Source organism: Ruegeria sp. CF5, assembly GCF_056537325.1.
The window spans coordinates 56,549-76,919 of the sequence record NZ_JBQFRI010000011.1 but is presented as its reverse complement, the minus strand read 5'-3'; the positions used below and the strand labels follow the sequence as shown (position 1 = coordinate 76,919).

The following is a 20,371-nucleotide window of genomic DNA, read 5'->3' as shown; positions in this document are numbered from 1 at the left end:
GGAGGAGACTTATCCATGATGAACTTTCTGAAATCCACCTGCATGGCCGCAGCCGTTGTGGCAACCGCCGGGATCGCCGCCGCCGACACGCTGAAGATCAGCCATATCCGCCCACAGGGTGCGACCATCGACAATGAATTGCGTGCCTTTGCCGAAGAACTGAAGACCGCAACGAATGGCTCGGTTGAGCTGAACCTATTCCCGGCGTCAGCGCTCGGAGACTATACCTCGGTTCAGGAGCGCATCTCGGTGGGTGCCATCGACATGGCCGTGCAGCCTGCAGCCACCGCCGTTGATCGTCGCATGCAGATCTCGGCCTTTCCCTATGTGGCGGCAAACTGGGAAGAGGCGAAAGAGATTTACGGCCCCGGCGGCGCAATTCACGGCGCGATGAAGGATCTCTATGCCAAGCAAGACATCACCATGCTGGCGGCCTATCCGGTGTATTTTGGTGGCGTTGCCCTGAACACCGACGCCGTGAACCCGGGCGATCCGACAGCCGCCAAGGGCATCAAGGTGCGCGTTCCGGGGATCAAGAGCTTTCAGCTGACCGCCGATGCTCTGGGATACATTTCGTCGCCCATTCCATTCTCGGAAGCGTTCACTGCCGTACAAACCGGTGTTGTTGACGGTGTCGTCGGCTCGGGTGCCGAAGGTTACTATGCCTCGTTCCGCGACGTGACCACGTCTTACGTGCCAGTGAACACGCACTTCGAGGTTTGGTACATGATCATCAACTCGGGCACTTTGGCCGAGCTGAGCGATGAAGACCGTGCAGCGCTGGAAACCGCAGCACTGGCGTTCGAAGCAAAGCGTTGGGAAACCGCCGAGGCCGATCAGGGCGCGTTCGAGCAGAAGTTGGCCGACAACGGCGCAGTCATCGTGTCTCTGACAGATGAAGAGCTTGCGGCCACCGCCGCGCACGTGCGTACGCAGGTCTGGCCGCAGGTCCTTGAAGACGTAGGTCAGGATTGGGGTCAGGCCATCCTCGACCAGATCGATCAATAAACCGACCCGACCCTGAAATCGGGCAAGGCGTGTTCTTTCTACGCCTTGCCCTGTTTATCCCGGAGATCAGCCAATGTTCAGATCCCTGCAAGATCATGACCGCGATCTGGTGACGCTGTGCGTCAATGGCCAGGTGGTCAAGGCTCGCAAAGGCCAGTCCGTTTGGTCTGCAATGGCGGTGGCCGGTCAGGTCGTGACCCGCAAGGCGGCCCTGTCGGGCGAAGCCCGCAGCGCTTATTGCGCCATGGGCGTCTGTTTCGAGTGCATGGTCGAAATCGATGGCCTTTCAAATCAGCAGGCCTGCCTGCGTCAGGTCCAGGATGGGATGAGCGTTAATACGCAGAACATAACCGAAGATACCGAGGCCGCCGATGCAGGCCTTTGATTGCGCCGTTGTTGGGGCGGGCCCAGCAGGCATGTCCGCCGCCATTGAGCTGGCGCAGGCCGGAGTCGATGTGGTTGTACTGGATCGTGCCGAACGGGCAGGGGGGCAGATTTACCGGTCGGCGGCCAGCAGCCCTTTGCCGGACATCGCAAGCCTTGGCCCGGACTACGCGGCGGGGGCTGACTTGATCACCCGGTTCGAACGATCTGGCGCGAAACACATTGCCGGGGCCGATGCTTGGCACCTGGGGGATGATGGTCGCGTTCTGTTTTCCTGTCAGGGCGAAACCCGCGAACTGCATTGCCGTGAGATGCTGTTGTGTCCAGGGGCGATGGAACGGCCCATGCCGATCCCCGGTTGGACTCTGCCCGGGGTGATGACCGCAGGCGCGGCGCAGGTGATGCTGAAATCGGATGCCGTCGTCGCGGATGGGGCTGTTTTTGCCGGGTCCGGTCCTTTGCTGTATCTGATTGTGGCGCAATACCTGAGGCTGGGTGTGCCCGTGGCAGCGCTGGTCGATACTACGCCGCGACAGCATTACCTTGACGCGGCCCCACTGATGCCACGCGCGGTGCGGCAGGCCGGACAGTTGCGTAAGGGCCTGTCTTTGTTGCGAGAAATTCGCGCTTCGGGCGTGACCATCCACCGATATGCCGAGAACCTCGAGGTCATCGGCGATCAAAGAGTCAAAGGGCTGCGTTTTGTAGCATCGGACCAGCAGCACCTTGTTTCAGGCGATACCGTTTTCCTGCACCATGGCGTTCAACCCAATTTAAACATGACCCAAGCGATGGGGCTGGCGCATCACTGGAACCACGCCCAGATGTGCTGGCAAGTCACTGTTGATGTATTTGGCCAAAGCTCTGTCGCGCATGTTTCAGTTGCTGGCGACGGGGCCGGAATTGTTGGTGCCGACGGCGCACGTGCGGCCGGCCGCGTGGCCGCGCAGAATATCCTGTTTCGCCTTGGTCGGATTTCCGAGGCTGACAGGGATCAAAGGGCACGCGCTGATCTGAAACTCTTGTCCGCCTTGAAACCGTTTCGCCGGTTCATCGACCGCCTGTACCGCCCGACCGAGGCGCTGAGATTGCCGCGTGACGCGGAAACTCTGGTATGTCGCTGCGAAGAGCAGTCTTTGGGCGACTTGCGAAAAGGATTCGAACAGGGCGCGCGGGATCCGAACGCCCTGAAATCACTGACTCGGTGTGGAATGGGGCCATGTCAGGGGCGGCAATGCGGTCATGTGGTGGCCGGGTTGTTGGCGCAATGGCGCGCAGAAAGCCCCGAAGCAGTTGGGTATTACCGACTGCGCAGCCCCCAGCGCCTGCTGACCTTGGATGAACTGAGCCGGTACGACACGGTTCCGGCGGAGGCGGCGGAATGAAGGCGGATGTTCTGATCATTGGTGGCGGCATTCAAGGCTGCGCAACTGCCTACCATCTGGCGCGCAAAGGTGTCTCAGTGATTGTGGTCGAAAAAGACTACACCGGACGGCATGCATCGGGTGTAAATGCAGGTGGGGTGCGGCTTCTGGGGCGTGACATGGCCGAGGTTCCTTTGTCGAAAGCGTCGATGGAGATGTGGCAGACACTGGATGAAGACCTGGGCCATGATACCGGGTTTCGCCGTCAGACGCTGGTCAACATCGCAGTTGATGAGGCCGATCTGGCAACCGTGCAGGCCCGCGAGGCCACGATGCGTGATGCTGGATACACACATGAACGGATCATAGATCAGGCCGAACTCAGGGAAAGATTGCCTCATGTGAACCCCGACAGCGTTGGTGGCGTGATCTCGGAACTGGACGGGTATGCAATCCCCTACAAGGCGACATCTGCGTTTCGTTTGGCCGCCGAAAACTTAGGTGTGCGGGTGATCGAAGGCGAAGAGCTTCTTGGGCTCCGGCGTGTGGGCGATACTTGGTTGGCGCAGGGTGTGCGGCACACATACGAGGCTGAAACCGTCGTCAATTGTGCTGGCGCATGGGCTGATAAAATTGCTCTTATGATCGGGGACAACGTTCCACTCAGCCATGCTGCGCCAATGTTGATGATCACCGCCCGAATGCCGCATTTTGCCAAGCCGGTCGTTGGAGCGATCAGCCGCCAGCTCAGCTTCAAGCAATTCGAGAATGGCACGGTGTTGATCGGCGGCGGGGCCAAGGGTTTTGCCGATCGCGCCAAAAATCGCACACGGCTGGACTATGCCAAACTCGCCGCTGCTTGCCGCACTACGGCCGAGTTCTTCCCGATCATGCGCAAGGCCAGTATCAACCGAATGTGGGCCGGGCTGGAGGCTTATATGCCGGACAACCTGCCCGTGATCGGTCCGGCTGTGAATGCCCCTCGTGCCTTCCATGCATTCGGGTTTTCGGCGCATGGATTTCAGATGGGACCTGTCGTGGGGCAGGTTTTGGCGGAACTGGTGACTGGTGGCCAAAGCCGGTTCAATCTATCGCCTTTCCGAATTGATCGATTTGACCGTAAGGTCCTTTAATGGAGATATCCGACATGACAATCACCCGTATCGAAACTGGCAAACGTATGAGCAAGATCGTCAAGCACAATGGCGTTGCCTATCTGTGCGGCCAGACTTCTGACGCTGCTACGGTCGCGGAGCAGACCCGCGAAATTCTGGCCAAGATCGAAGACCTTCTCGCCAAGGCAGGCAGCGATAAAACCCGGATGCTGCAATGTGTGATTTGGTTGGCCGACATGGCGGATTTCGCCGAGATGAATGATGTTTGGGACGCTTGGGTGCCGGAAGGTCACGCGCCGGCCCGCGCCTGTGGCGAAGCCAAACTGGCACGCGAGGCGCTCAAGGTCGAGATGATTGTCACTTCTGCTTGCGACTGAGTTGAGCTGGTCAGGGTTATCGATTTTCGAAATAGGCGAACCCACATGGCCTTAGCAAGGCGCGTGGGTTTACCTCTTCAGTTCCCTAAATTGAGGTGAGCTGGTTCTGATAAACTGCGTTGCATTTAGACATGAACAGGGCGGATGCCCGGGGCTGTAGCCTTAGTGCCGGTACACGGTATTTCAAAACTGCCGGAAGACTATCGATATCGACTGGCTGCCGCCACGTAATCACCTCTCCAACTTCCGCGAATGAGTGCTTGCGCGCACCATCCTGATCAAGTGTGAAGTCGCCCGAACTTGGCTACGTGCTGCATATTGTTTGCCCGAAATACGCTTTGTTCATCCGATGGTTCTTGTTTTCTGTCCGCTCATTCTTTCAACGGTCCTATGCATTGAAAAAACTTGAAAAATAGCCTCACCAGCTCTGGATGGTTTTTCATTTTGGTGAATATATGACGTGCTGCCGTTGGCTACGGGTCATGTGGTAACTGCAAGAGTCGACATGGTGTGTATCGCATCGAAAGAAAGGGATTTTCGGATGACTGGTTTGGAAGAACTTGAGGCGCGCGTTGCTGAGTTGGAGAAGCGACGTGCTGGCCAGTCGCGGTTACTGGAAGACATGCTTGAACAACTGAAAGCGCTCATCGAAACACAGCCGATGACACAGTTGGAAGCGTCGCACCAGGTGAACGCGCTTGTTGTCATCCAATCGAAACTGCTGATCATGCTGCTGAAGAAAGAGCTAATCGCCCCCAGCGATATCAACGACTTTATCGGTGACGTTGAACATCACGCACGTGTCCTGCGCGCTAACCCCGAGACTTCGGCCATCGGCTGGATCGTTGCCGATCTGGCGCTCAACATCAGCGGCGAGATCTATAAATCTTCTGACGACCTGGGTTAGCGGCAAAAAAATATGCCATCATTGGGTCGATTTGGATCGGGGCAGAAGTCTATCACAAGACATTGAAAGACACCGCAAAGTCAGGCATCGCGTTCCAGAATTTTTGGGGAAGTACATCTGTTACTGGTACTCCTTAAATCTCTCGCGCCAGTACTTTGTTTCTGCAATTGATGATCGAATTGCCTGAGGGTCGCTGACATCCACATTTCTGGCTGCCATCAGGTGCGGAATAAGGGCTAGGTTCTCAAATCCTGCAACGACCCCATAGTGGACAAAGTGCGGATACAAGGCATCTTCCGCTGCACTCAGAGTTTCTTCGTCATCAAAACCCTGTTCGTCGAAATTCTTTGCATTTTCAGTGAACTCCAACGAGGATGCATACGCTGCCCAAGGGGCGATAAGCGTCGATAAATGCCGAGGTTTGTCGAGAAAAAAGTCAATGAGCACCGAGTGAACATTTTCCGGATCTTCAAAGACCTGCTTTGGAACAATAGCATTTTTCAAAACAACTTGGCTCCAAGCGCCGTCGACAAATTCGTTACCCCTGATTAAGGCTCGACGGGCGATTGCGACCACCGGAATGGTAAGCCATTCACCAACAGATTTGGTCCAACCTGTCTTTGGATAATTCAGGCGATCAGCCAACCCAGCTGTTGAAACGCATGTACGCCATTCCTCTGGGGAGACGACATTGTTTAGGTAATCTCCTTCCTTACGGGTGGCAAAAATCTCTTGGGTTTCGCCATCGGTCTGCAAAGCATGTATTGCTTCCTGAAAGATTGGAAGCGCCGCTTCATAAGCTGTTTCCCAATCAGCGGATCGAAACTTCATTACGCTGCTCCAAGGTATTTTCAGAACCCTCTTGTCACCGAGACGTGCCAACAGGGGCAATCGCGAATAGCTGCTAAATTCGGTGCGATTGCACCAATGACCGATTCAAAAAACTTGATAACGTTGGCAAACGCAAAGGCCTATCCACAGACAACCAGAATCTCGCATTCTGACGGGTCCACATGCACACGAGCTGACCTTTCTCGTTAATTGTAGTTTGGAGCTCTGACCTAGTAATTTTCGGTGTGATATTCGTTAGAATGCATAAGCAAAAGAAAGAAGTGTTGCGAAGCCTTCTGTCGTATTTCGGTTGTCGAACTCCTTGCCTAAACGAAGTGCAATTTGGGCGCCGGGTAATCCTTTTGGCTTCCAAACGCCTTCCGCTCCATAAAGGTTTATTTCATACTTTGACGGATCGCCTCCAGGCGTCCCTTCTTGTCTTGAAACCTGCATAGAGCGTGCCGCCAAAAGGCCAATATTAATTCCTTGGGCAACTTCTTTTCCAAAGGCAAACTCCAGAGACAGCACATTCCCCGGCCGGATATCGGTGGTTTTCTGTCGCCCAAAGGTTTCGTACCGCGCCTGAAACGTAGCCGCCCAAGGCAGGCTGGCATCCTGCCTCCAGGTTGCACCTCCAAAAAGCATATGGCTCCACAATCCTTTACCGGTGTTTGTGGTCCCGCCGGCATCAAATTTTCCAGTCGGAGCCCAAAACGTATACGAAGTCTGAAAATGCCAGTTGTCACGATGCCACCCCAAAGCAATGGGTGTTACGACGGTATCTCCAAGGTGATAGTCAAATTCTGATCCCGGCTCTGGCCGCAACACCTGATCGCGGTAGGTCAGTACTATTCCCGCAGAATAATCAGCACCCAATATTTTCACATCGCGAAATACGTAGCGGAAGGTCAGGCGAGCGGCGTTCACCGTTGCCGATAGTGCGCCGATATCATTTCCGTTTTCATCTACATATCTTTGGATTTCGTAGTTTATCCAACCGTTCTCGATCACTCGGGTGCCTTGTGGTGGCAAGATGGCCGACGTCTGACCCAACCCGGCACCCAGCCCATAATTTCCCGCTATTGGGATTTGTGCATTCGCGGCGCTGCCAAATGACAAGAAGATAAATATGTAGAAATTCCTTAGGAACAGCGGGAAACCTGTCGTTTCCTTGGTAGCCATTTCTTTTTCCCCCTGACGATCAGATGCCTCTGCCGGTTGCCGGTTTGGTGCGGAGGCATGCAGCCCCTTTGAATTGCCGTTTGGAGATGGAAAAGCGTGCTGAAAATGAGGGACCACTAGACTAGCCAGGCGCTTTTTTGCGCTATGCCCCTGCAACCAACCTTCCGGTTCAGCGGCAAGATAGCTGACAATGTCAGAGGATAATTGTGCAAATTACCGGAGAGTTCCCCTTAAATTCCATCCGCCCTTCGTTTCCAGACACCGTAATATCACAAAAATCACATTAGAATGATTTTATTTGATGCGCTCGACTTCTGCCCTTGTCATCAGCTGCGGAGGAAGGGTGCTCCATGCTTTTCCAGACTTGTACTTGTTGAATCCGTAGACATACAGCGCCTGCATATATTCCTGATCGAAGGGAGCAGGCGGCGTTTGCGTAAATCCGGTTCCAATCCATGTTACCAGAAACCTGCCGCCGGCTTCCTGTGCACCCAGATACAATTCTAACAGATCGTCGGTGCCTTGTGTCTTGACCAGCGTCTCGAGCGACCTGCCGGCAATCTTCAACAATTTGGCCTTGGTGATGCTGGCTTCTGGCAAAACCCGGAAATTTCGAATGACATAAAGCGTTTCACGCTGATTGGGTAACTCCTGACCGGGGCGAGCCAAATACCATTCATCAAGTGCCGTCATCGTCGAAGATATCGCGCCGTCGACATGCATCTCGTCTCGGGGGCCATCGGGGGTATCGACCTGGACCAGAACAGGAGGGAAGGCACCGGGTATAGACGCGGATGCAAGCAAAGCATCCTGGAAAACAGTTTCGGCATTCGGCGCGTTACTAGAGGCAATCACACCCAGATTCCACAAAACGGGACGTTGTGCGTCGAGGCTCAGAGATTGAACAAGAAGCCGTCGACCTTTGGCGTGTTCTCTGGCTATAGCGGCCAAAAACTCCGGTGTAACCGTGTCGTCTATGATCCGTTTCAAAGGGCTTGAATCCAGAGCGGACACATTGAAAACGGTTCCAATGGCCCCACGTGATCTGAAAATCTGATCGGCTGGTGTGCCGCTGTAGAATTCTCGGAGCTTTCCATCATACTTTTCGCCAAGAAATGCAAAAGGGGCGATCAGCGCACCTGTGCTGACGCCGGTCACCGTCGTGAATTCAGGGCGCGTCCCGCTCTCGGACCAGGCGTTTAACAGTCCGGCGGCGTAGGCACCGTTTTCGGCACCACCCGATAGCACCAGAACTTCACGCCCATTTCGACCGACACCAGATCTCTGGCGCTGTTCAAACGTTTCCCGGATCAAATCTTGTAGTTCTTCGGGAGGTGAGTCCGCCCAGTAACGTGCGCCGGGAATTCCCGGGACCTGGGGATTTTGCAAATCTCCGATACCCACTGGATCTCGTTTGATTGATCCGCAGACAGACAAAAACGAGCACAAAAAAACACCCGTCAGAAGTGGGAAAAGTTTGGCCATATTGCCTCATCATTTGCCAATCCGTTGACCTGACACAAGCATTTCGTTGTATGGTTAATCAAGTGTTCTGATCGCGCCCGACAGCTCAAGCGCTGCATCTGCAGGCATTTCCGGTTGGAAGCTTGTTTCATCTCAGGCCATCAAAATCATTGCGAATTGGACCAAATGAATGAGTTTCTCACGGCAAAAACGCAAAGCCCCGAGGCGCGCAGCGACGATCATGATGGCGGTGATAGGCGCCAGTTTGTTTCTGCTATTTCTATCCCGCGATCTTCCCGACGGCTTGCAGGATGATTGGGCGCGCGAGAATTTCGGGTTGGTTGCACGCTATGTGATCGCAATGACATTGGGCGGCGCGATAATGGGCTTTCTACTCGCCTCGTTATTCGGTCGCGACGGCATTGTCGGGTGGTTCGTTGCGCTTGCAGGAGGGTTATTGTCAACGCTGATAGCTGGCGCCTTTGGAAGTTTCATTGGTCTGCTGCCCGATCTTTTGGCAGATGGATGGCAGGTTACGGATTTCGTTGCGATTGCGTTTGGATTTTTGGTCTTGCCTCTTGCCGCAGCAGAAAACACCTTTTCCTTGCTTATCTGGGTCGCAATGGTGGCCGCCACGCACTTATTGTCGAAAGTCGAGCGAACGAAATCCGTTCAACATGCTTGATGCTCACTTAGGGATATTTGACTGAGTGTCATACTGAATTTTACCCGGCAGAGCACGGTCTGAACTGACCGAATATTCTGCCGGGTGATCATTCAAAGTTAATGCGGGCCAGAGTTTGATAAAGGATATACCGTTACACGAGTTTGCAACGATTGATCGTTCCTTCCTCGCCCGATTCCCCTGACAATTGACTGTTCGCTTTTCACCTGGGCGATAGCATCGTTCAGTATGGATACGTCTTTTGTAATTGCTTCCAGCAAATAGACCGTGATGACCGGCCAGACACTGTTCCATCTGGGACAGGCCAGCGCGAACTGAGCAAAGAAGTTTGCCGCAAATTTAAGCAGTCGATCTGGACATTCCTCACGCGATTCCCTTGCCGCCCAAAGGAGCGTTTCCCAGAGCGCATTGTTGAAGGCGACCTGTGCCTTGTTCAACCCCTGGAAATCCACCCAATTCTCGTGGGTACGCGCCCGTTTCAGGTCAGATGCCCGCATGACAAGATCATGGGCCGCTGCGGTGGTCGAAGGGTATTGTTGCTGCAATACTGTCAGAAGTTCGAATTGAGACATCACTCACTCCATATTTCTGTTTTCGCCCAACAGAAATGAGGAAGCCTCACCAATACCAACAGGTGTTTTACAGTAGTGAAACCGTTAACGGGCGTTGTGCAGCTGCGGCAGTCTGGCAAGTGATTGAACAACTGGGCGCAAAAAATTTGTTTGACATGCACATATTGTGTTTCATGCTCTATTGGGGGTTGGGAGTACGTGCAATGAAGTGGGCGATGATAGCAATCGGGTTCCTGTCCACTCTCGCCACCAGCGCGATCGCCCAATCAAACCGCCTAAACCCGACAACGAACTACGCGCTAATTTCCGAGGTTATCCATACGATGGACGAGGCAGGTATTGCGATCGTCCATGATTACGGCGTCCAGGGGCTCGGGGCTGAAGAAGGCTTTCAGATTTTCATCGACCTCGAAGAAGTCGGAGAAATGTCTCTGCGTTTGCAAGGATCTTACTACTGGAATTATGCTCTTGTTTAAAAGACCGATTGCCGTAGGGGGCTGTATGGAAGTTTCGGAACATAACGGGACGGTCAGGAAAATCTCGGGGCGTTCGACCCAGCTCGAGACCTTTGACCGGCACGAGATTATTATTCCCAATCAGGACCTGATCGCAAACACAGTAAAGAACCTTACCCTGACATCGCGGGTTAGCAGATTAATCATACCAATTTGCGTGGCCTTCGACAGCGATCTGGAACGAACCAAATCCATACTTGAAGAGTCTGCCGTCGATCACGTCGAAGTCCTTGCAGACCCGGCGCCCAAAGCTTTGTTTCGGGGCATAGGTGAAAGTGCTCTGGAATTTGAACTGCGGTGTTACCTCAGGAATGTCGACGATATCCTGATGGTCCAGTCAGATCTGCTTTTTCGCATTTTTGCGGACCTGAATTCCGCAGGAATTGAGATATCCTTTCCGCGGAGAGACGTTCACCTTACTGACGCCTATGCTGGTCGGGAAAACTGATGGGGGTTTCGACGAGACTGTTCCTCATATTTGGTCTTTTGCTGACCGTCCTAGGCTGCACTTATGTTCCATTTGATACGCCTCGTACGCCTTCTCGCGCCTTGACCCCGGATGGCACCCAGGCCGAACGGATTGTCACTGAACTTACAGGCAACGACAGTCAGAATTTGGCGATGGCCACCTTGTTCGATGGCAATGACGCGCTTGGCGCCAGGCTTCGGATGATCGAAGCGGCGGAAAGCTCGATTGACCTGCAAACCTTTTTGATAAAGCCCGATTTGGCGGGGTCTTTGATCTGGCTGGCACTAAATTCTGCGGCGGAACGAGGTGTGAAAATCAGACTGCTGTTCGATGACGTGTTCACCACCGCGCGCGATGATCAGATTGCAACCCTGAACGCGCATCCGAATGTTGAGATCCGCGTCTTCAATCCTCTGTCCCGAAACAGCCCTGTCGCTGTCAATTTCCTGTTGGATTTTGGCCGCGTGAACCGGCGCATGCACAATAAAGTTCTGATCTCTGATGGCAGTTTTGCGATCGTGGGCGGCAGGAATATCGCTGATGAATACTACAGCATTGGGACAAAGTATGACTTTGCCGATTTCGATCTGTTTGTCGCAGGCAAAACGGTTCAGGAATTATCCGAGTCATTTGACATCTATTGGAACGACGGTTGGTCCCTGCCAATTGCAGTATTCGACGACGGCGATATCGTTCCCCTGAACGAAGCCTACAAACAGTTTCAGAACCGCACACTCGGCGAAGAAGTTTCTGTTTATGACCGTGCGCTCGGCTCGAGTTACTTGCGCCAACTCCAGTCAGGTCAAGTGCCCGTCCATTTCGGTCATGTGCGAACCGTTACTGATAATCCGAGTAAGCTGCGCAATCGACCGGGCATAGGTCCATTTGCTGTCGGGGATGCATTTTATACCGTTTTGGGGCGCGCCACCGACAGCGTGACGGTGGTGACACCTTATTTTATCCCAGAGAATTATGGCGCCGAGTTTTTTGAAGGTCTGGTCAATAAGGGTGTTGAGGTCACCATCGTGACCAACTCGCTTGCCTCAACCAATCATCCCTACACGCATGGTCATTACGCGCGCTACCGTGATCGGCTATTGCGCGCTGGCGTAAGAATTGCCGAAGTTCGGGCAGATGTCCCCTCGTCGGTAGACGGTGTTGAAACGCCACTGACCCTACACACCAAAATAACCCTGATCGACGAGACATATGTTTTCGTTGGTTCCGCGAATGTCGATCCCAGATCTATCCGGCAGAACTCTGAAATCGGCTTAGTTATAGACAGTCCTAGTCTGGCGAAAGAAATCAGCGCGCAGCTGGATGTTGCGGTGCCAATCTACACATATAGGGTGACGCTATCAGATACTGGAAAGACACAATGGGAATATCTGGCGTCAAGCAAAGGCGAACCTCTGACGAAAGAACCTTCGGCAGGTTTGTGGCGCAAGCTGGTGGCCAAAATTTCAAGTTGGTTGCCAATCGAAAACCAGCTTTGAATGCAATTTACCCGAAACCACACCTCTGGTTAACTTTTGAACGCCGATCTCAGAGTGGTTCGGCGGCCTAGACGAACCGGTTCCCTTAGAGGTCTGGCTACTCCCCGGTTTCGGTTGAACGCAGAATCCCTGTTCCCTCACGAAGCATCTCCACGAGGCCGGAGGAATACGGAAGATCATCAAGATATTCCTCCAAGGTGAAATGACGGGTCGGAATTTTCGACAATGCCTGTCGTGCCAGTTGCGTTTCACCGGCCAGTCCGTGGATAGCAGCGATCAGCAGCCAATCGCTTGCATATTCACGAGCATCAATCAAACGCACTTTTTCGGAAGCTGATATGTAATCGCCGTTTTCAACATCTTCGAGGCACAGGGTGATATTCGTCCAGATGGGCAGCATGGGATTGGCGTCCATTGCTTGTCGCACCATTTGCCCACCCAGTTTGATGTCGCCAACAAGCGCAATCCATGCCCCGGTCAACGCTGTCAGCAAAGCTCCGTTGGGATTGGCGCGACTAGCCGCGTCAATCAGCCGTTGGAACCTCGGGTTGTCTCCCCCCACTTGGGAGTAAATCGCAGCCGCATACAACGCCTCGGGACATTGAGGTTCAAGCGCGACGGCCTTGTCGGCGTGCGCCTGTCCTGCGCTCAGGATTGCGCCCAGACGCTTTTGCCCCAGCGCGACTTCTTCTATGTACCCTAGTGCCATCAGCGCATGCGCCAGTCCGCTGGCATCATTGCCTTGTACCGCGATCTTTGCCAAATCTACCATCTGCTTCAGGCTGCCCGATCTGGACGTGCGAAGGTGGGCGTGAAAGGCCAACAACGCCTCAAATACCAGTTTGTCAGAGGCCTGTCGGCCTGCAAATTGTTCCGCGGCATCTGTGGCAACGACACCATAAGCATCAGCCAGTATCACCGCACACTGTTTCGATATCTCTTCCTGAGCTCCAAATGTATCTGTGTCATCCTGATTGATATCCCGCCGACCAGACCAAGCCAGACTGCTATCACTGGTTCGCTTTAGCTGGACGATCAGGCGCAAACTGGTCGCTTCCTCTCGCACCGTGCCACCCAACAAATAATCACAATGTGGCCTCAATTGTTCCGGTACTTCGTTTGCAAGCTCACCCGGATATCCAGTCAGAACGCGGATATAGCCAAAGCGTGAAAGCTCCAGACCGATTTCTTCGGGAAGGCCGTCGCGAAAAAGCCTGGCTCGTGGTGTATCCGATCCGGTAAAGGCGCAGATTCCTAATATAGGCCAAGCTGACTCCGGCGGAGATTGAATGTCTGGCCCCGACTTTTCTGAATTGGCATCAAAATGCGGGCGGTATTGCCCCTTTGGGATCGTAATCAATACAGGGTCGGCAGACCCGGCCGCGAGGTAGTAATTATATAGTGCCTTGCGAAGCTTGACCGCCTCGATCCGAACGATCGGATCTACATTGGGATCAAAATCGGCGCCTCTTCCAAATACGTCCATGGCCAGAGCTGTTCCGCGCAACTCATCGCCCCGTCCCTCAAGCTCCAGTCGAACAAGGTATTCTAAAAACGATTTTGTCCGTGCGCTGCCTTGGAAATCCTTGGATGAAACAATGCGTTCCAACTGGTCCAGAACGCTGGCTTGGTTGACGGTACTGGCCATTAACATTCTCCTGATCCGTCTCGATACCAAATCTGTCAGCAAAGATTACTGAAACGCAATATGTAAATACCTATCGACGCGAGGATCGCCGACTCTCTCTGCTTCCGCGAGCAAAACTAATTGGATTGTGATTTCGATCAATCATCGACAAGAGTGCGCAACCACTACTTATGCGGGCATTCAGCTAGGATCACACGAATGTAGACTTACAACCTGTTTACTAGTCAGCATCATCAAAGCGCACTCGTCTGCTCATGAAACGTCAGGCAATCGGATCCTACGCTTCTTAGGATAGCAGGCTCAATAAGATCGGTGTTTTCAGGATACGGACCGGACATTTCAAGTGCTGCCCGCAGGTTCGTTCCGGGTGGTACCCGACGCCAAACCACTCTTGTAGCGTATGGTGCGCCGCCCAACCGCCATGAACTTCCATGCATCAAGCCCGTCATAATATCGGGTCTGTAAGAATGAGGCGCATCCAGAGTTAACTGGCACACAGAATGCGGCGGTTCCGAGTTTTGTTCCGTTACATACACGCGTCCGTTTATGAAAACTGCAGAGCCTCGATAGCGTGCTCTTTGTCGTGTACCGACCTTGCGGTCTTCACCGCGTTCCGACGTCCAAACGGCGACTTGACCGTCGATTTCTTTCAGCACAGTCACACCAACTTTGATAGCGTTGGGCCATGACGGGGTGCGGTAAAACGTGTTGTAAATCCCCAGTATGTACCGCCAGTCCTTGAGTGGGCTGACCCCAACAAATTGCCTCTGTTGTTCGAAGGTTTTACCTCTTTCAGTAGAAGTTTGTCGATCATTGGTCTTCAAAGACGGCGCAAACTCAGGCGCGGCAACAGCGTTTCCGGTTCGAGAGACATTGGGGCGAACAAAACGCAGGCCTCGGCCATATTCCCATTGAATGCAACGCTCTGGCCCCTTGTCATCTGCGAGTGCCTTTCGCAATGCAGTGACCCGATTGTACATAGCGGCATCGGAAACTTCGCGACCATTCCAAACGGCTTCGATGAGTTCGTCTTTCGTAACCACGTCGCCCTCACGGCGCACCAGGTATTGAAACAGTTGCAAGACGCCCCGCTGCAACCGCACAACCTCGCCGCCGACATGCAGCAGATTTCGCGCAGCGTCGAAACTCCAGGGCCCATAGCTGATCAAATGGGGATTATAGTTCATACTGCTCTATCTCTTGCCGCTCTACTTTGCGTTTAGGTGTAATTCTCGTGTGATTCCACATCTAAACTCAACTTCAAGTTAGAAAAATGGGATTTGCGAGTGGAGATTCCCAAGGCGTGTGGCGTGTAGAAAACACAAGCTACTTCGCGCTTAACGGGCATTGAACGAGTAGTCTGAAGGCACAGGCAAAGGTGGTTTCAGGACCCTTGAAGATGTCGGTTTATGAGTTTGTCCTTACGAGTTCTTCCGGGAGTGCCGGTTTTCGCGAGTGGCGCCGGTCTGGGTTGACGAACTCTTTGACCGGTTAAAACGACAAAAAGAATTCCAAGGGGATCAGTCGGTGAATAGTACCAAATTGAAGCGGCACGTGAAAAATCACGTGGTCCGTGGCGGTCGAGTAGTGAAATGGAAAGGGACAGTGGCAAGTATGGCACCTTCGCTGTTCCTGGCGTCGGTGTCGGTGGGCGCGCTGTCGGTTGGAATGGCTGCAGCGGATGTCATTTCGTCTCCACAGAATACACCTGAAACGTTCACTACTGACACAGATCACACGATTACTTCCGATGGCGCCGTCAGCTTAACGACCGGCGTTGGCGCATCGGTTGAGATTACTACCGACTACAGCAGCACCTTCACCAACAATGGTACAATATCCAGACCATCTTCCAGTGGTTTATTCGGGACGGGTTTGTTTGTGTCCGGCGATTTGGAAACGACCGGTCAAATTGTGAATAACGGTACGATTGAAACTGACTTCAACGGCGGAGCCCGGGCCGAAGCGTATGGCGTCTCTGTTTTGGGCCAAGTCGATGGTGTTCTTCTTAACATCGGCGCAATAACGGCCACGGCAGACAACGCCACGGCATTGGTATCTGCCGTTGGGGTTTTAGTTGGCGGTCCCGTCACTTCAACCGCAACGATTCAGAACTCCGGGGTTATCTCGGCCATCGCTTCAGGCGTGTTCAGCCAAGCGTCCGCAACAGGGATGGTTTTCTTTTCCAACGTTGGTACCAACGTCGTCAACAGTGGCACAATTCAGGCAATAGCTGACAACGCCTCGACGATGGCTGCGACCGGCATCCTGATGAGGGATGAACTGAACGGGAACTTCGACAACTCGGGCACGATCAGCGCCATTGCAACGGACAACGGCAGTTTTGCGCAGGCGGCAGGTGTTCACATCCGCGACGATGTTACCGGCAATGTCAACAACAGCGGGACTGTTACGGCACATGCGGCGGGCAACTCGTCGACGGTTAACGCTTATGCGTTTCATCTGGAATACAACCTGAACGGAAATTTCACCAACAGTGGGAGTTTGACCGCGACTGCGATTGAACAATTTTCTCGACCGGGGCCGCCTCCCTCTCGCGGGATACCAGCAGCCGCTGCAGTCTTTGTTGAGGAATACCTTAATGGAGACATTATCAACAACGGGTCCGTCACCGTTGAAGCGACCAATGTCAGCAGCGGCAGCGTGGTGGCAAGTGGCTTTTACATTGCCGAAGATTTGGGCGGGGCTTTCACGAACTCTGGCTCGATATCTGTTGTAGCGAGCTCTCCAAGCGACGACGCCAAAGCTTACGGGCTTTTTGTCGGCAATGACCTTGACGCGGCCGTCTCGAACTATGGTTCAATCACGGTATCGGCAACGTCAGTCGACGACGATGCCGATGCCTATGGCGTCTATATAGATGATGATCTGGAGGCAAATTTCTCAAACTCTGGTTCTATCACAGCATCAGCGAAAACGACGAACGATGATGCCGAAGCTAATGGCATTCGCATCGACGACAAACTGAACGGGAATTTCAGAAACTCAGGCACGATCAGCGCAGCTGCGACAGTTATTGATGATATCGCACGGTCGAGCGGAGTTCTTATCGGCGATGATGTCACGGGTAATATCATTAACAGTGGGAAAGTTGTGGCAACTGCCGGTGGCTATAGCTCAGCTAATGCAATAGCGTTTTATCTCCGAGAGAAGCTGACGGGTAACTTCACGAACAGCGGAAGTCTTTCTGTAACTTCAAACGGGAAGTATTCTCCCCCGTTCCGGACACCTCCGTTTCCACGAGATCCGATGGCAGCCGCTGTTCTTGTAGAAGACGTTGTGCAGGGCAACATAACCAACAGCGGGACGGTGACTGTAAAAGCGACCGTGGCCTCAAGCGGCCTCGTGACGGCCTCAGGCTTTCATTTTCAAAATGATCTGAACGGGAATTTCTCGAACTCTGGCTCTATCGCAGTTGCGGCAAGCTCGGGAGACAGCGACGCTGAAGCTTATGGGCTTTATGTTGGTGGTGAATTGAGCGGAAACCTATCAAATTCCGGATCGATCACGACGACGGTAAATTCTGTGGGTGATGACGTCGAAGCCTATGGCGTGTACATCGTCGGTGACCTGAACGGTGATCTGACAAATTCCGGCGTTGTCTCGGCTTCAGCGAGTTCCCCAAGCAATGATGCGGATGCCTTTGGCCTGTATTTGAGTTCTGGATTGAACGGGTCTTTGTCAAACTCTGGGGTGATCACGGCAACCGCGAATGCCACTGACAGTGATGTTAGGGCGTTCGGTGTCAATATTACCGGAGACGTGAACGGTAACGTTACAAACAGTGGCACCGTTTTTGCCAAAACTGACAAGGCGACATCGGCGGTGGCTGCTGGTTTCTATTTCAGAAATGACTTCACTGGCGATTTCACCAATTCAGGTTCAATAACCGCAATTGCCACGGATCAAACGGACGAAGCTTATGCCTACGGCGTTTATGTCGATGGTAATGTGACCGGAGACATCAGCAATTCGGGAACCATCAACACGTCCGCGGGATTAGATAGTGGTGCAACTGCCACTGCCTATGGAATCTTTATTGAAGGGGATTTGAACGGTACGTTCGAAAACTCAGGAACAATCCTGACAACGATCACCGGAAAAGGGGATTTGGCAAGTGCGGCGGGGCTTAGAATACGCCAGGACCTCGGCGCAGATGGCGGTATCCGCAACACCGGGTCAATCATAACCCGCACCGAGAATGAGAGCGGCTCTGCCGCCGTCGCGTCGGGGATTCTGATCCGTTATGACGTCGACTCTGACATTGAGAACTCGGGCACAATCAGTGCAGCCGCCACAGGAAACCAGATCGCTTCCGCCACCGCACTTGGTATCAACATCAGCGGCGATATGAATGGCACATTGTCCAACAGCGGCACGATTTCGGCTTCCGTTGATGGAGCGTCTTCCGCCTTTGCATATGGAATAGGGGCGACTCGCAGCTTGATCGGTGATCTGGTCAATTCCGGATCCATTACCGCAACTGTCGAAAACCTTGATAGCGGTGTTGGAGGAAGTGCCGGGGCCGTGACAATTGTCGGTACGCTAACTGGAAATGTTGAAAATTCTGGCACGCTGGTCGCAACCGCCAGAGGCGATGGTTCCTTCATGAACGCGGAAGGAATCAGCATTACCGATACGCTTGACGGGGATTTTACCAATAGCGGCACGATCCTGGCCATTGCGGCGAATGCCCAATCCGGCACGGCATCCACCACGGCAACTGCAGTTTTCATCGGTGAAACATCTGGTGCAATCAACAACAGCGGATCAATCAGCGCTTCGGTTTCCGGGGCAGGGGCGGACGCCTTTGGTATCCATGTTGTAGACATGCAGGGCGATCTAACCAGCAACGGCGCAATTTCGGCCATGGCGTCAGGTTCTGATGCAGATGCTATGGGAATCTATCTCGAAGGCACGCCGGGCCAAATTTCCAACAGCGGTGTGATCAGCGCATCCGTTTCCGGCGACGAAGCCAAGGCCTTTGGCATCCACGTTGAGGGCATGCAACATAACCTCGCCAACAGCGGCGAAATAACTGCGTCGGCCTCGGGCAACGGAGCGGATGCCGTTGGAATTTATGTGGGGCACTTTGACGGCGAAATTACCGATGTGGGCACTGTCACCGCGACATCGGAAAGCGGCGATGCCTACGCGATCTTCCTGGAAGGCGGGAACGGTACTCTGAACGTCGACACCGAGGACCGGGTGACAGGCACGATGCGGGTCGCCGGGCATGATGTGAACCTCGACGCACGCGGCGACAGCACCGTGTTTTATTTCGAGGACGCGGACACCAATACCGGCACTTTCACAACAACAGTGTCAGACGGCAGATCAGCGTGGTTTGTCGAGGATGAAGGCGGGTCCAATCCGATCTACGCAAGCGTCGATTCTGCCAACTTGTTCATACCGGGTGACGTCATTGCAACTTACGGCGAAGTGGTCGGAAGCGCCGGGCAGGCGCTTAGCTACAACGCACCGGCTCAGGTCACTCGCGGCCTTGCATTCGAGGACAGCTTTGTGAACACGTTCCGTCCTTACGTGATGGCCGACGCGCAGGCGAAACAGTTCGAGCAATCAGGTAGTCCCGACACGGATGTCGATATCCTGAACGGAAGCTTCGGCTTCTCGGGTCAGTTGGACAACGGAACGGCTTTGGCATTTGGCATCGGTGTGTTCACCGCCGATGGGGATAGTGACGGATCATCGTTCGATACCAATGCTTTCTATCTGAACGTTGCGGCTGGCCGCCAGTTTGGTGCCTATACGGTCGAGGCGGATCTGGGCGTGGGCTTTTTGTCGACCGACAAGACCCGGGAAATCATCGGCAGCCCGGATGCCAAGGGTGACTATGACTCAACCTTGTACACATTGAGCGTCGGTGTTGAACGGTCGTTCGATTTGCAAGGCAATTTCGATCTGCTGGGCTTTGGAAACGTTCGCTACACCCGGCAGGATGATGACAGATATAGTGAAACGGGCTCACTCGCGAATGCAACGGTTGGCGATGTAACAACCGAGGTTGTTGAGGCCCGGCTTGGGGTCGAGGCTGAAAAAGCTATCGGGAAAGGTAGTGCGCTGATCGGCCAACTCAGCGGTGTTCTGAGGCGCAATCTGGGTGACTCGTCGACCAATGTCTCTGTTTTCTCGACCACGAATTCTCTGGTCTTCCCAAGCACGGATTTCACGGGGGGAAGCGTTCTGGTCGGTTATGAAAAGGACTTTGCCTCCGGCCTGAAATTGGAAGTCAATGCAGAACAGGAAGTCGGCTCCGATGCACAGGGACCTTTTGTCAAAGCCGGTTTGAAATGGTCGTTCTGAATCGGGGAA

The 20,371-nt window shown here is 53.6% G+C and carries 17 protein-coding genes; 11 read left to right on the top strand and 6 right to left on the bottom strand.

Annotation, left to right across the window (positions count from 1 at the left end):
• Positions 1–15: 15 nt before the first annotated feature.
• The 6 genes from dctP (at position 16) to ACR0NW_RS20710 (ending at position 5,155) form a co-directional block, all read left to right on the top strand.
• Complete coding sequence (dctP, locus tag ACR0NW_RS20735; protein WP_170656461.1) at positions 16–1,008, top strand: TRAP transporter substrate-binding protein DctP; 993 nt, start codon at positions 16–18, stop codon at positions 1,006–1,008.
• Between the two features lie 73 nt (positions 1,009–1,081).
• Positions 1,082–1,393, top strand: coding sequence for a (2Fe-2S)-binding protein (locus tag ACR0NW_RS20730; RefSeq protein ID WP_480452066.1), 312 nt, complete (start codon positions 1,082–1,084; stop codon positions 1,391–1,393).
• Positions 1,380–2,777, top strand: coding sequence for an FAD/NAD(P)-dependent oxidoreductase (locus ACR0NW_RS20725; protein ID WP_480452067.1), 1,398 nt, complete (start codon positions 1,380–1,382; stop codon positions 2,775–2,777). Before ACR0NW_RS20730 ends, ACR0NW_RS20725 begins: the two co-directional genes overlap by 14 nt.
• The gene (locus ACR0NW_RS20720) at positions 2,774–3,889 is read left to right on the top strand and encodes an NAD(P)/FAD-dependent oxidoreductase (protein ID WP_480452069.1); all 1,116 of its coding nucleotides are present in this window, start codon (positions 2,774–2,776) and stop codon (positions 3,887–3,889) included. Before ACR0NW_RS20725 ends, ACR0NW_RS20720 begins: the two co-directional genes overlap by 4 nt.
• Positions 3,890–3,903: 14 nt before the next feature.
• Entirely contained in the window at positions 3,904–4,248 is a 345-nt protein-coding gene (locus ACR0NW_RS20715; RefSeq protein ID WP_480452070.1) for a RidA family protein, read from the top strand.
• Positions 4,249–4,789: 541 nt separating this feature from the next.
• Positions 4,790–5,155 (top strand): hypothetical protein, encoded by a 366-nt coding sequence (locus tag ACR0NW_RS20710; protein ID WP_480452072.1) that lies wholly within the window; start codon positions 4,790–4,792, stop codon positions 5,153–5,155.
• A 120-nt stretch (positions 5,156–5,275) separates the two neighbouring features.
• On the opposite strand, the gene ACR0NW_RS20705 is transcribed toward ACR0NW_RS20710, so the two are convergent.
• The 3 genes from ACR0NW_RS20705 to ACR0NW_RS20695 all read right to left on the bottom strand — a co-directional run bounded on the left by ACR0NW_RS20705 (position 5,276) and on the right by ACR0NW_RS20695 (position 8,482).
• A complete protein-coding gene (locus ACR0NW_RS20705; RefSeq protein WP_480452073.1) occupies positions 5,276–5,986 on the bottom strand; it encodes a hypothetical protein in 711 nt (236 codons plus the stop codon).
• Positions 5,987–6,241: 255 nt separating this feature from the next.
• A complete protein-coding gene (locus ACR0NW_RS20700) occupies positions 6,242–7,168 on the bottom strand; it encodes a SphA family protein (protein ID WP_480452074.1) in 927 nt (308 codons plus the stop codon).
• 294 nt (positions 7,169–7,462) lie between these two features.
• Entirely contained in the window at positions 7,463–8,482 is a 1,020-nt protein-coding gene (locus ACR0NW_RS20695; RefSeq protein ID WP_480452075.1) for a patatin-like phospholipase family protein, read from the bottom strand.
• A gap of 340 nt (positions 8,483–8,822) precedes the next feature.
• Between ACR0NW_RS20695 and ACR0NW_RS20690 the strand changes: the two genes are divergently transcribed.
• Positions 8,823–9,317, top strand: a complete 495-nt coding sequence (locus ACR0NW_RS20690; protein ID WP_480452076.1) for a hypothetical protein — start codon at positions 8,823–8,825, stop codon at positions 9,315–9,317.
• Positions 9,318–9,415: 98 nt separating this feature from the next.
• On the opposite strand, the gene ACR0NW_RS20685 is transcribed toward ACR0NW_RS20690, so the two are convergent.
• The gene (locus ACR0NW_RS20685) at positions 9,416–9,889 is read right to left on the bottom strand and encodes a hypothetical protein (protein WP_480452078.1); all 474 of its coding nucleotides are present in this window, start codon (positions 9,887–9,889) and stop codon (positions 9,416–9,418) included.
• A 119-nt stretch (positions 9,890–10,008) separates the two neighbouring features.
• On the opposite strand from ACR0NW_RS20685, the gene ACR0NW_RS20680 reads away from it, so the two are divergent.
• The 3 genes from ACR0NW_RS20680 to ACR0NW_RS20670 all read left to right on the top strand — a co-directional run bounded on the left by ACR0NW_RS20680 (position 10,009) and on the right by ACR0NW_RS20670 (position 12,369).
• The gene (locus tag ACR0NW_RS20680; protein WP_480452080.1) at positions 10,009–10,365 is read left to right on the top strand and encodes a hypothetical protein; all 357 of its coding nucleotides are present in this window, start codon (positions 10,009–10,011) and stop codon (positions 10,363–10,365) included.
• 25 nt (positions 10,366–10,390) lie between these two features.
• The gene (locus ACR0NW_RS20675; RefSeq protein WP_480452082.1) at positions 10,391–10,852 is read left to right on the top strand and encodes a mechanosensitive ion channel family protein; all 462 of its coding nucleotides are present in this window, start codon (positions 10,391–10,393) and stop codon (positions 10,850–10,852) included.
• Between the two features lie 221 nt (positions 10,853–11,073).
• Positions 11,074–12,369: a phospholipase D family protein gene (locus tag ACR0NW_RS20670; protein WP_480452083.1), complete on the top strand. Its 1,296-nt coding sequence runs from the start codon at positions 11,074–11,076 to the stop codon at positions 12,367–12,369.
• 97 nt (positions 12,370–12,466) lie between these two features.
• Here the strand turns inward: ACR0NW_RS20670 and ACR0NW_RS20665 are convergent, their stop codons facing one another.
• A complete protein-coding gene (locus tag ACR0NW_RS20665; protein ID WP_480452084.1) occupies positions 12,467–14,017 on the bottom strand; it encodes a hypothetical protein in 1,551 nt (516 codons plus the stop codon).
• A gap of 233 nt (positions 14,018–14,250) precedes the next feature.
• Positions 14,251–15,204, bottom strand: a complete 954-nt coding sequence (locus tag ACR0NW_RS20660) for a winged helix-turn-helix domain-containing protein (RefSeq protein WP_480452085.1) — start codon at positions 15,202–15,204, stop codon at positions 14,251–14,253.
• Between the two features lie 427 nt (positions 15,205–15,631).
• Here ACR0NW_RS20660 and ACR0NW_RS20655 point away from each other — a divergent pair, with 427 nt between their 5' ends.
• Complete coding sequence (locus tag ACR0NW_RS20655) at positions 15,632–20,362, top strand: beta strand repeat-containing protein (RefSeq protein WP_480452087.1); 4,731 nt, start codon at positions 15,632–15,634, stop codon at positions 20,360–20,362.
• Positions 20,363–20,371 lie beyond the last annotated feature (9 nt).

What these genes read in the sequence shown, in the direction of transcription:
- ACR0NW_RS20720 (WP_480452069.1), top strand. Translation starts at nt 2,774, where the DNA reads ATGAAGGCGGATGTTCTGATCATTGGTGGCGGCATTCAAGGCTGCGCA.
- ACR0NW_RS20710 (WP_480452072.1), top strand. Translation starts at nt 4,790, where the DNA reads ATGACTGGTTTGGAAGAACTTGAGGCGCGCGTTGCTGAGTTGGAGAAG.
- ACR0NW_RS20670 (WP_480452083.1), top strand. Translation starts at nt 11,074, where the DNA reads ATGATCGAAGCGGCGGAAAGCTCGATTGACCTGCAAACCTTTTTGATA.
- ACR0NW_RS20685 (WP_480452078.1), bottom strand. Translation starts at nt 9,889, where the DNA reads ATGTCTCAATTCGAACTTCTGACAGTATTGCAGCAACAATACCCTTCG.
- ACR0NW_RS20700 (WP_480452074.1), bottom strand. Translation starts at nt 7,168, where the DNA reads ATGGCTACCAAGGAAACGACAGGTTTCCCGCTGTTCCTAAGGAATTTC.
- ACR0NW_RS20705 (WP_480452073.1), bottom strand. Translation starts at nt 5,986, where the DNA reads ATGAAGTTTCGATCCGCTGATTGGGAAACAGCTTATGAAGCGGCGCTT.
- ACR0NW_RS20725 (WP_480452067.1), top strand. Translation starts at nt 1,380, where the DNA reads ATGCAGGCCTTTGATTGCGCCGTTGTTGGGGCGGGCCCAGCAGGCATG.
- ACR0NW_RS20675 (WP_480452082.1), top strand. Translation starts at nt 10,391, where the DNA reads ATGGAAGTTTCGGAACATAACGGGACGGTCAGGAAAATCTCGGGGCGT.
- ACR0NW_RS20655 (WP_480452087.1), top strand. Translation starts at nt 15,632, where the DNA reads ATGGCACCTTCGCTGTTCCTGGCGTCGGTGTCGGTGGGCGCGCTGTCG.
- ACR0NW_RS20690 (WP_480452076.1), top strand. Translation starts at nt 8,823, where the DNA reads ATGAGTTTCTCACGGCAAAAACGCAAAGCCCCGAGGCGCGCAGCGACG.
- ACR0NW_RS20660 (WP_480452085.1), bottom strand. Translation starts at nt 15,204, where the DNA reads ATGAACTATAATCCCCATTTGATCAGCTATGGGCCCTGGAGTTTCGAC.
- ACR0NW_RS20730 (WP_480452066.1), top strand. Translation starts at nt 1,082, where the DNA reads ATGTTCAGATCCCTGCAAGATCATGACCGCGATCTGGTGACGCTGTGC.
- ACR0NW_RS20715 (WP_480452070.1), top strand. Translation starts at nt 3,904, where the DNA reads ATGACAATCACCCGTATCGAAACTGGCAAACGTATGAGCAAGATCGTC.
- dctP (WP_170656461.1), top strand. Translation starts at nt 16, where the DNA reads ATGATGAACTTTCTGAAATCCACCTGCATGGCCGCAGCCGTTGTGGCA.
- ACR0NW_RS20665 (WP_480452084.1), bottom strand. Translation starts at nt 14,017, where the DNA reads ATGGCCAGTACCGTCAACCAAGCCAGCGTTCTGGACCAGTTGGAACGC.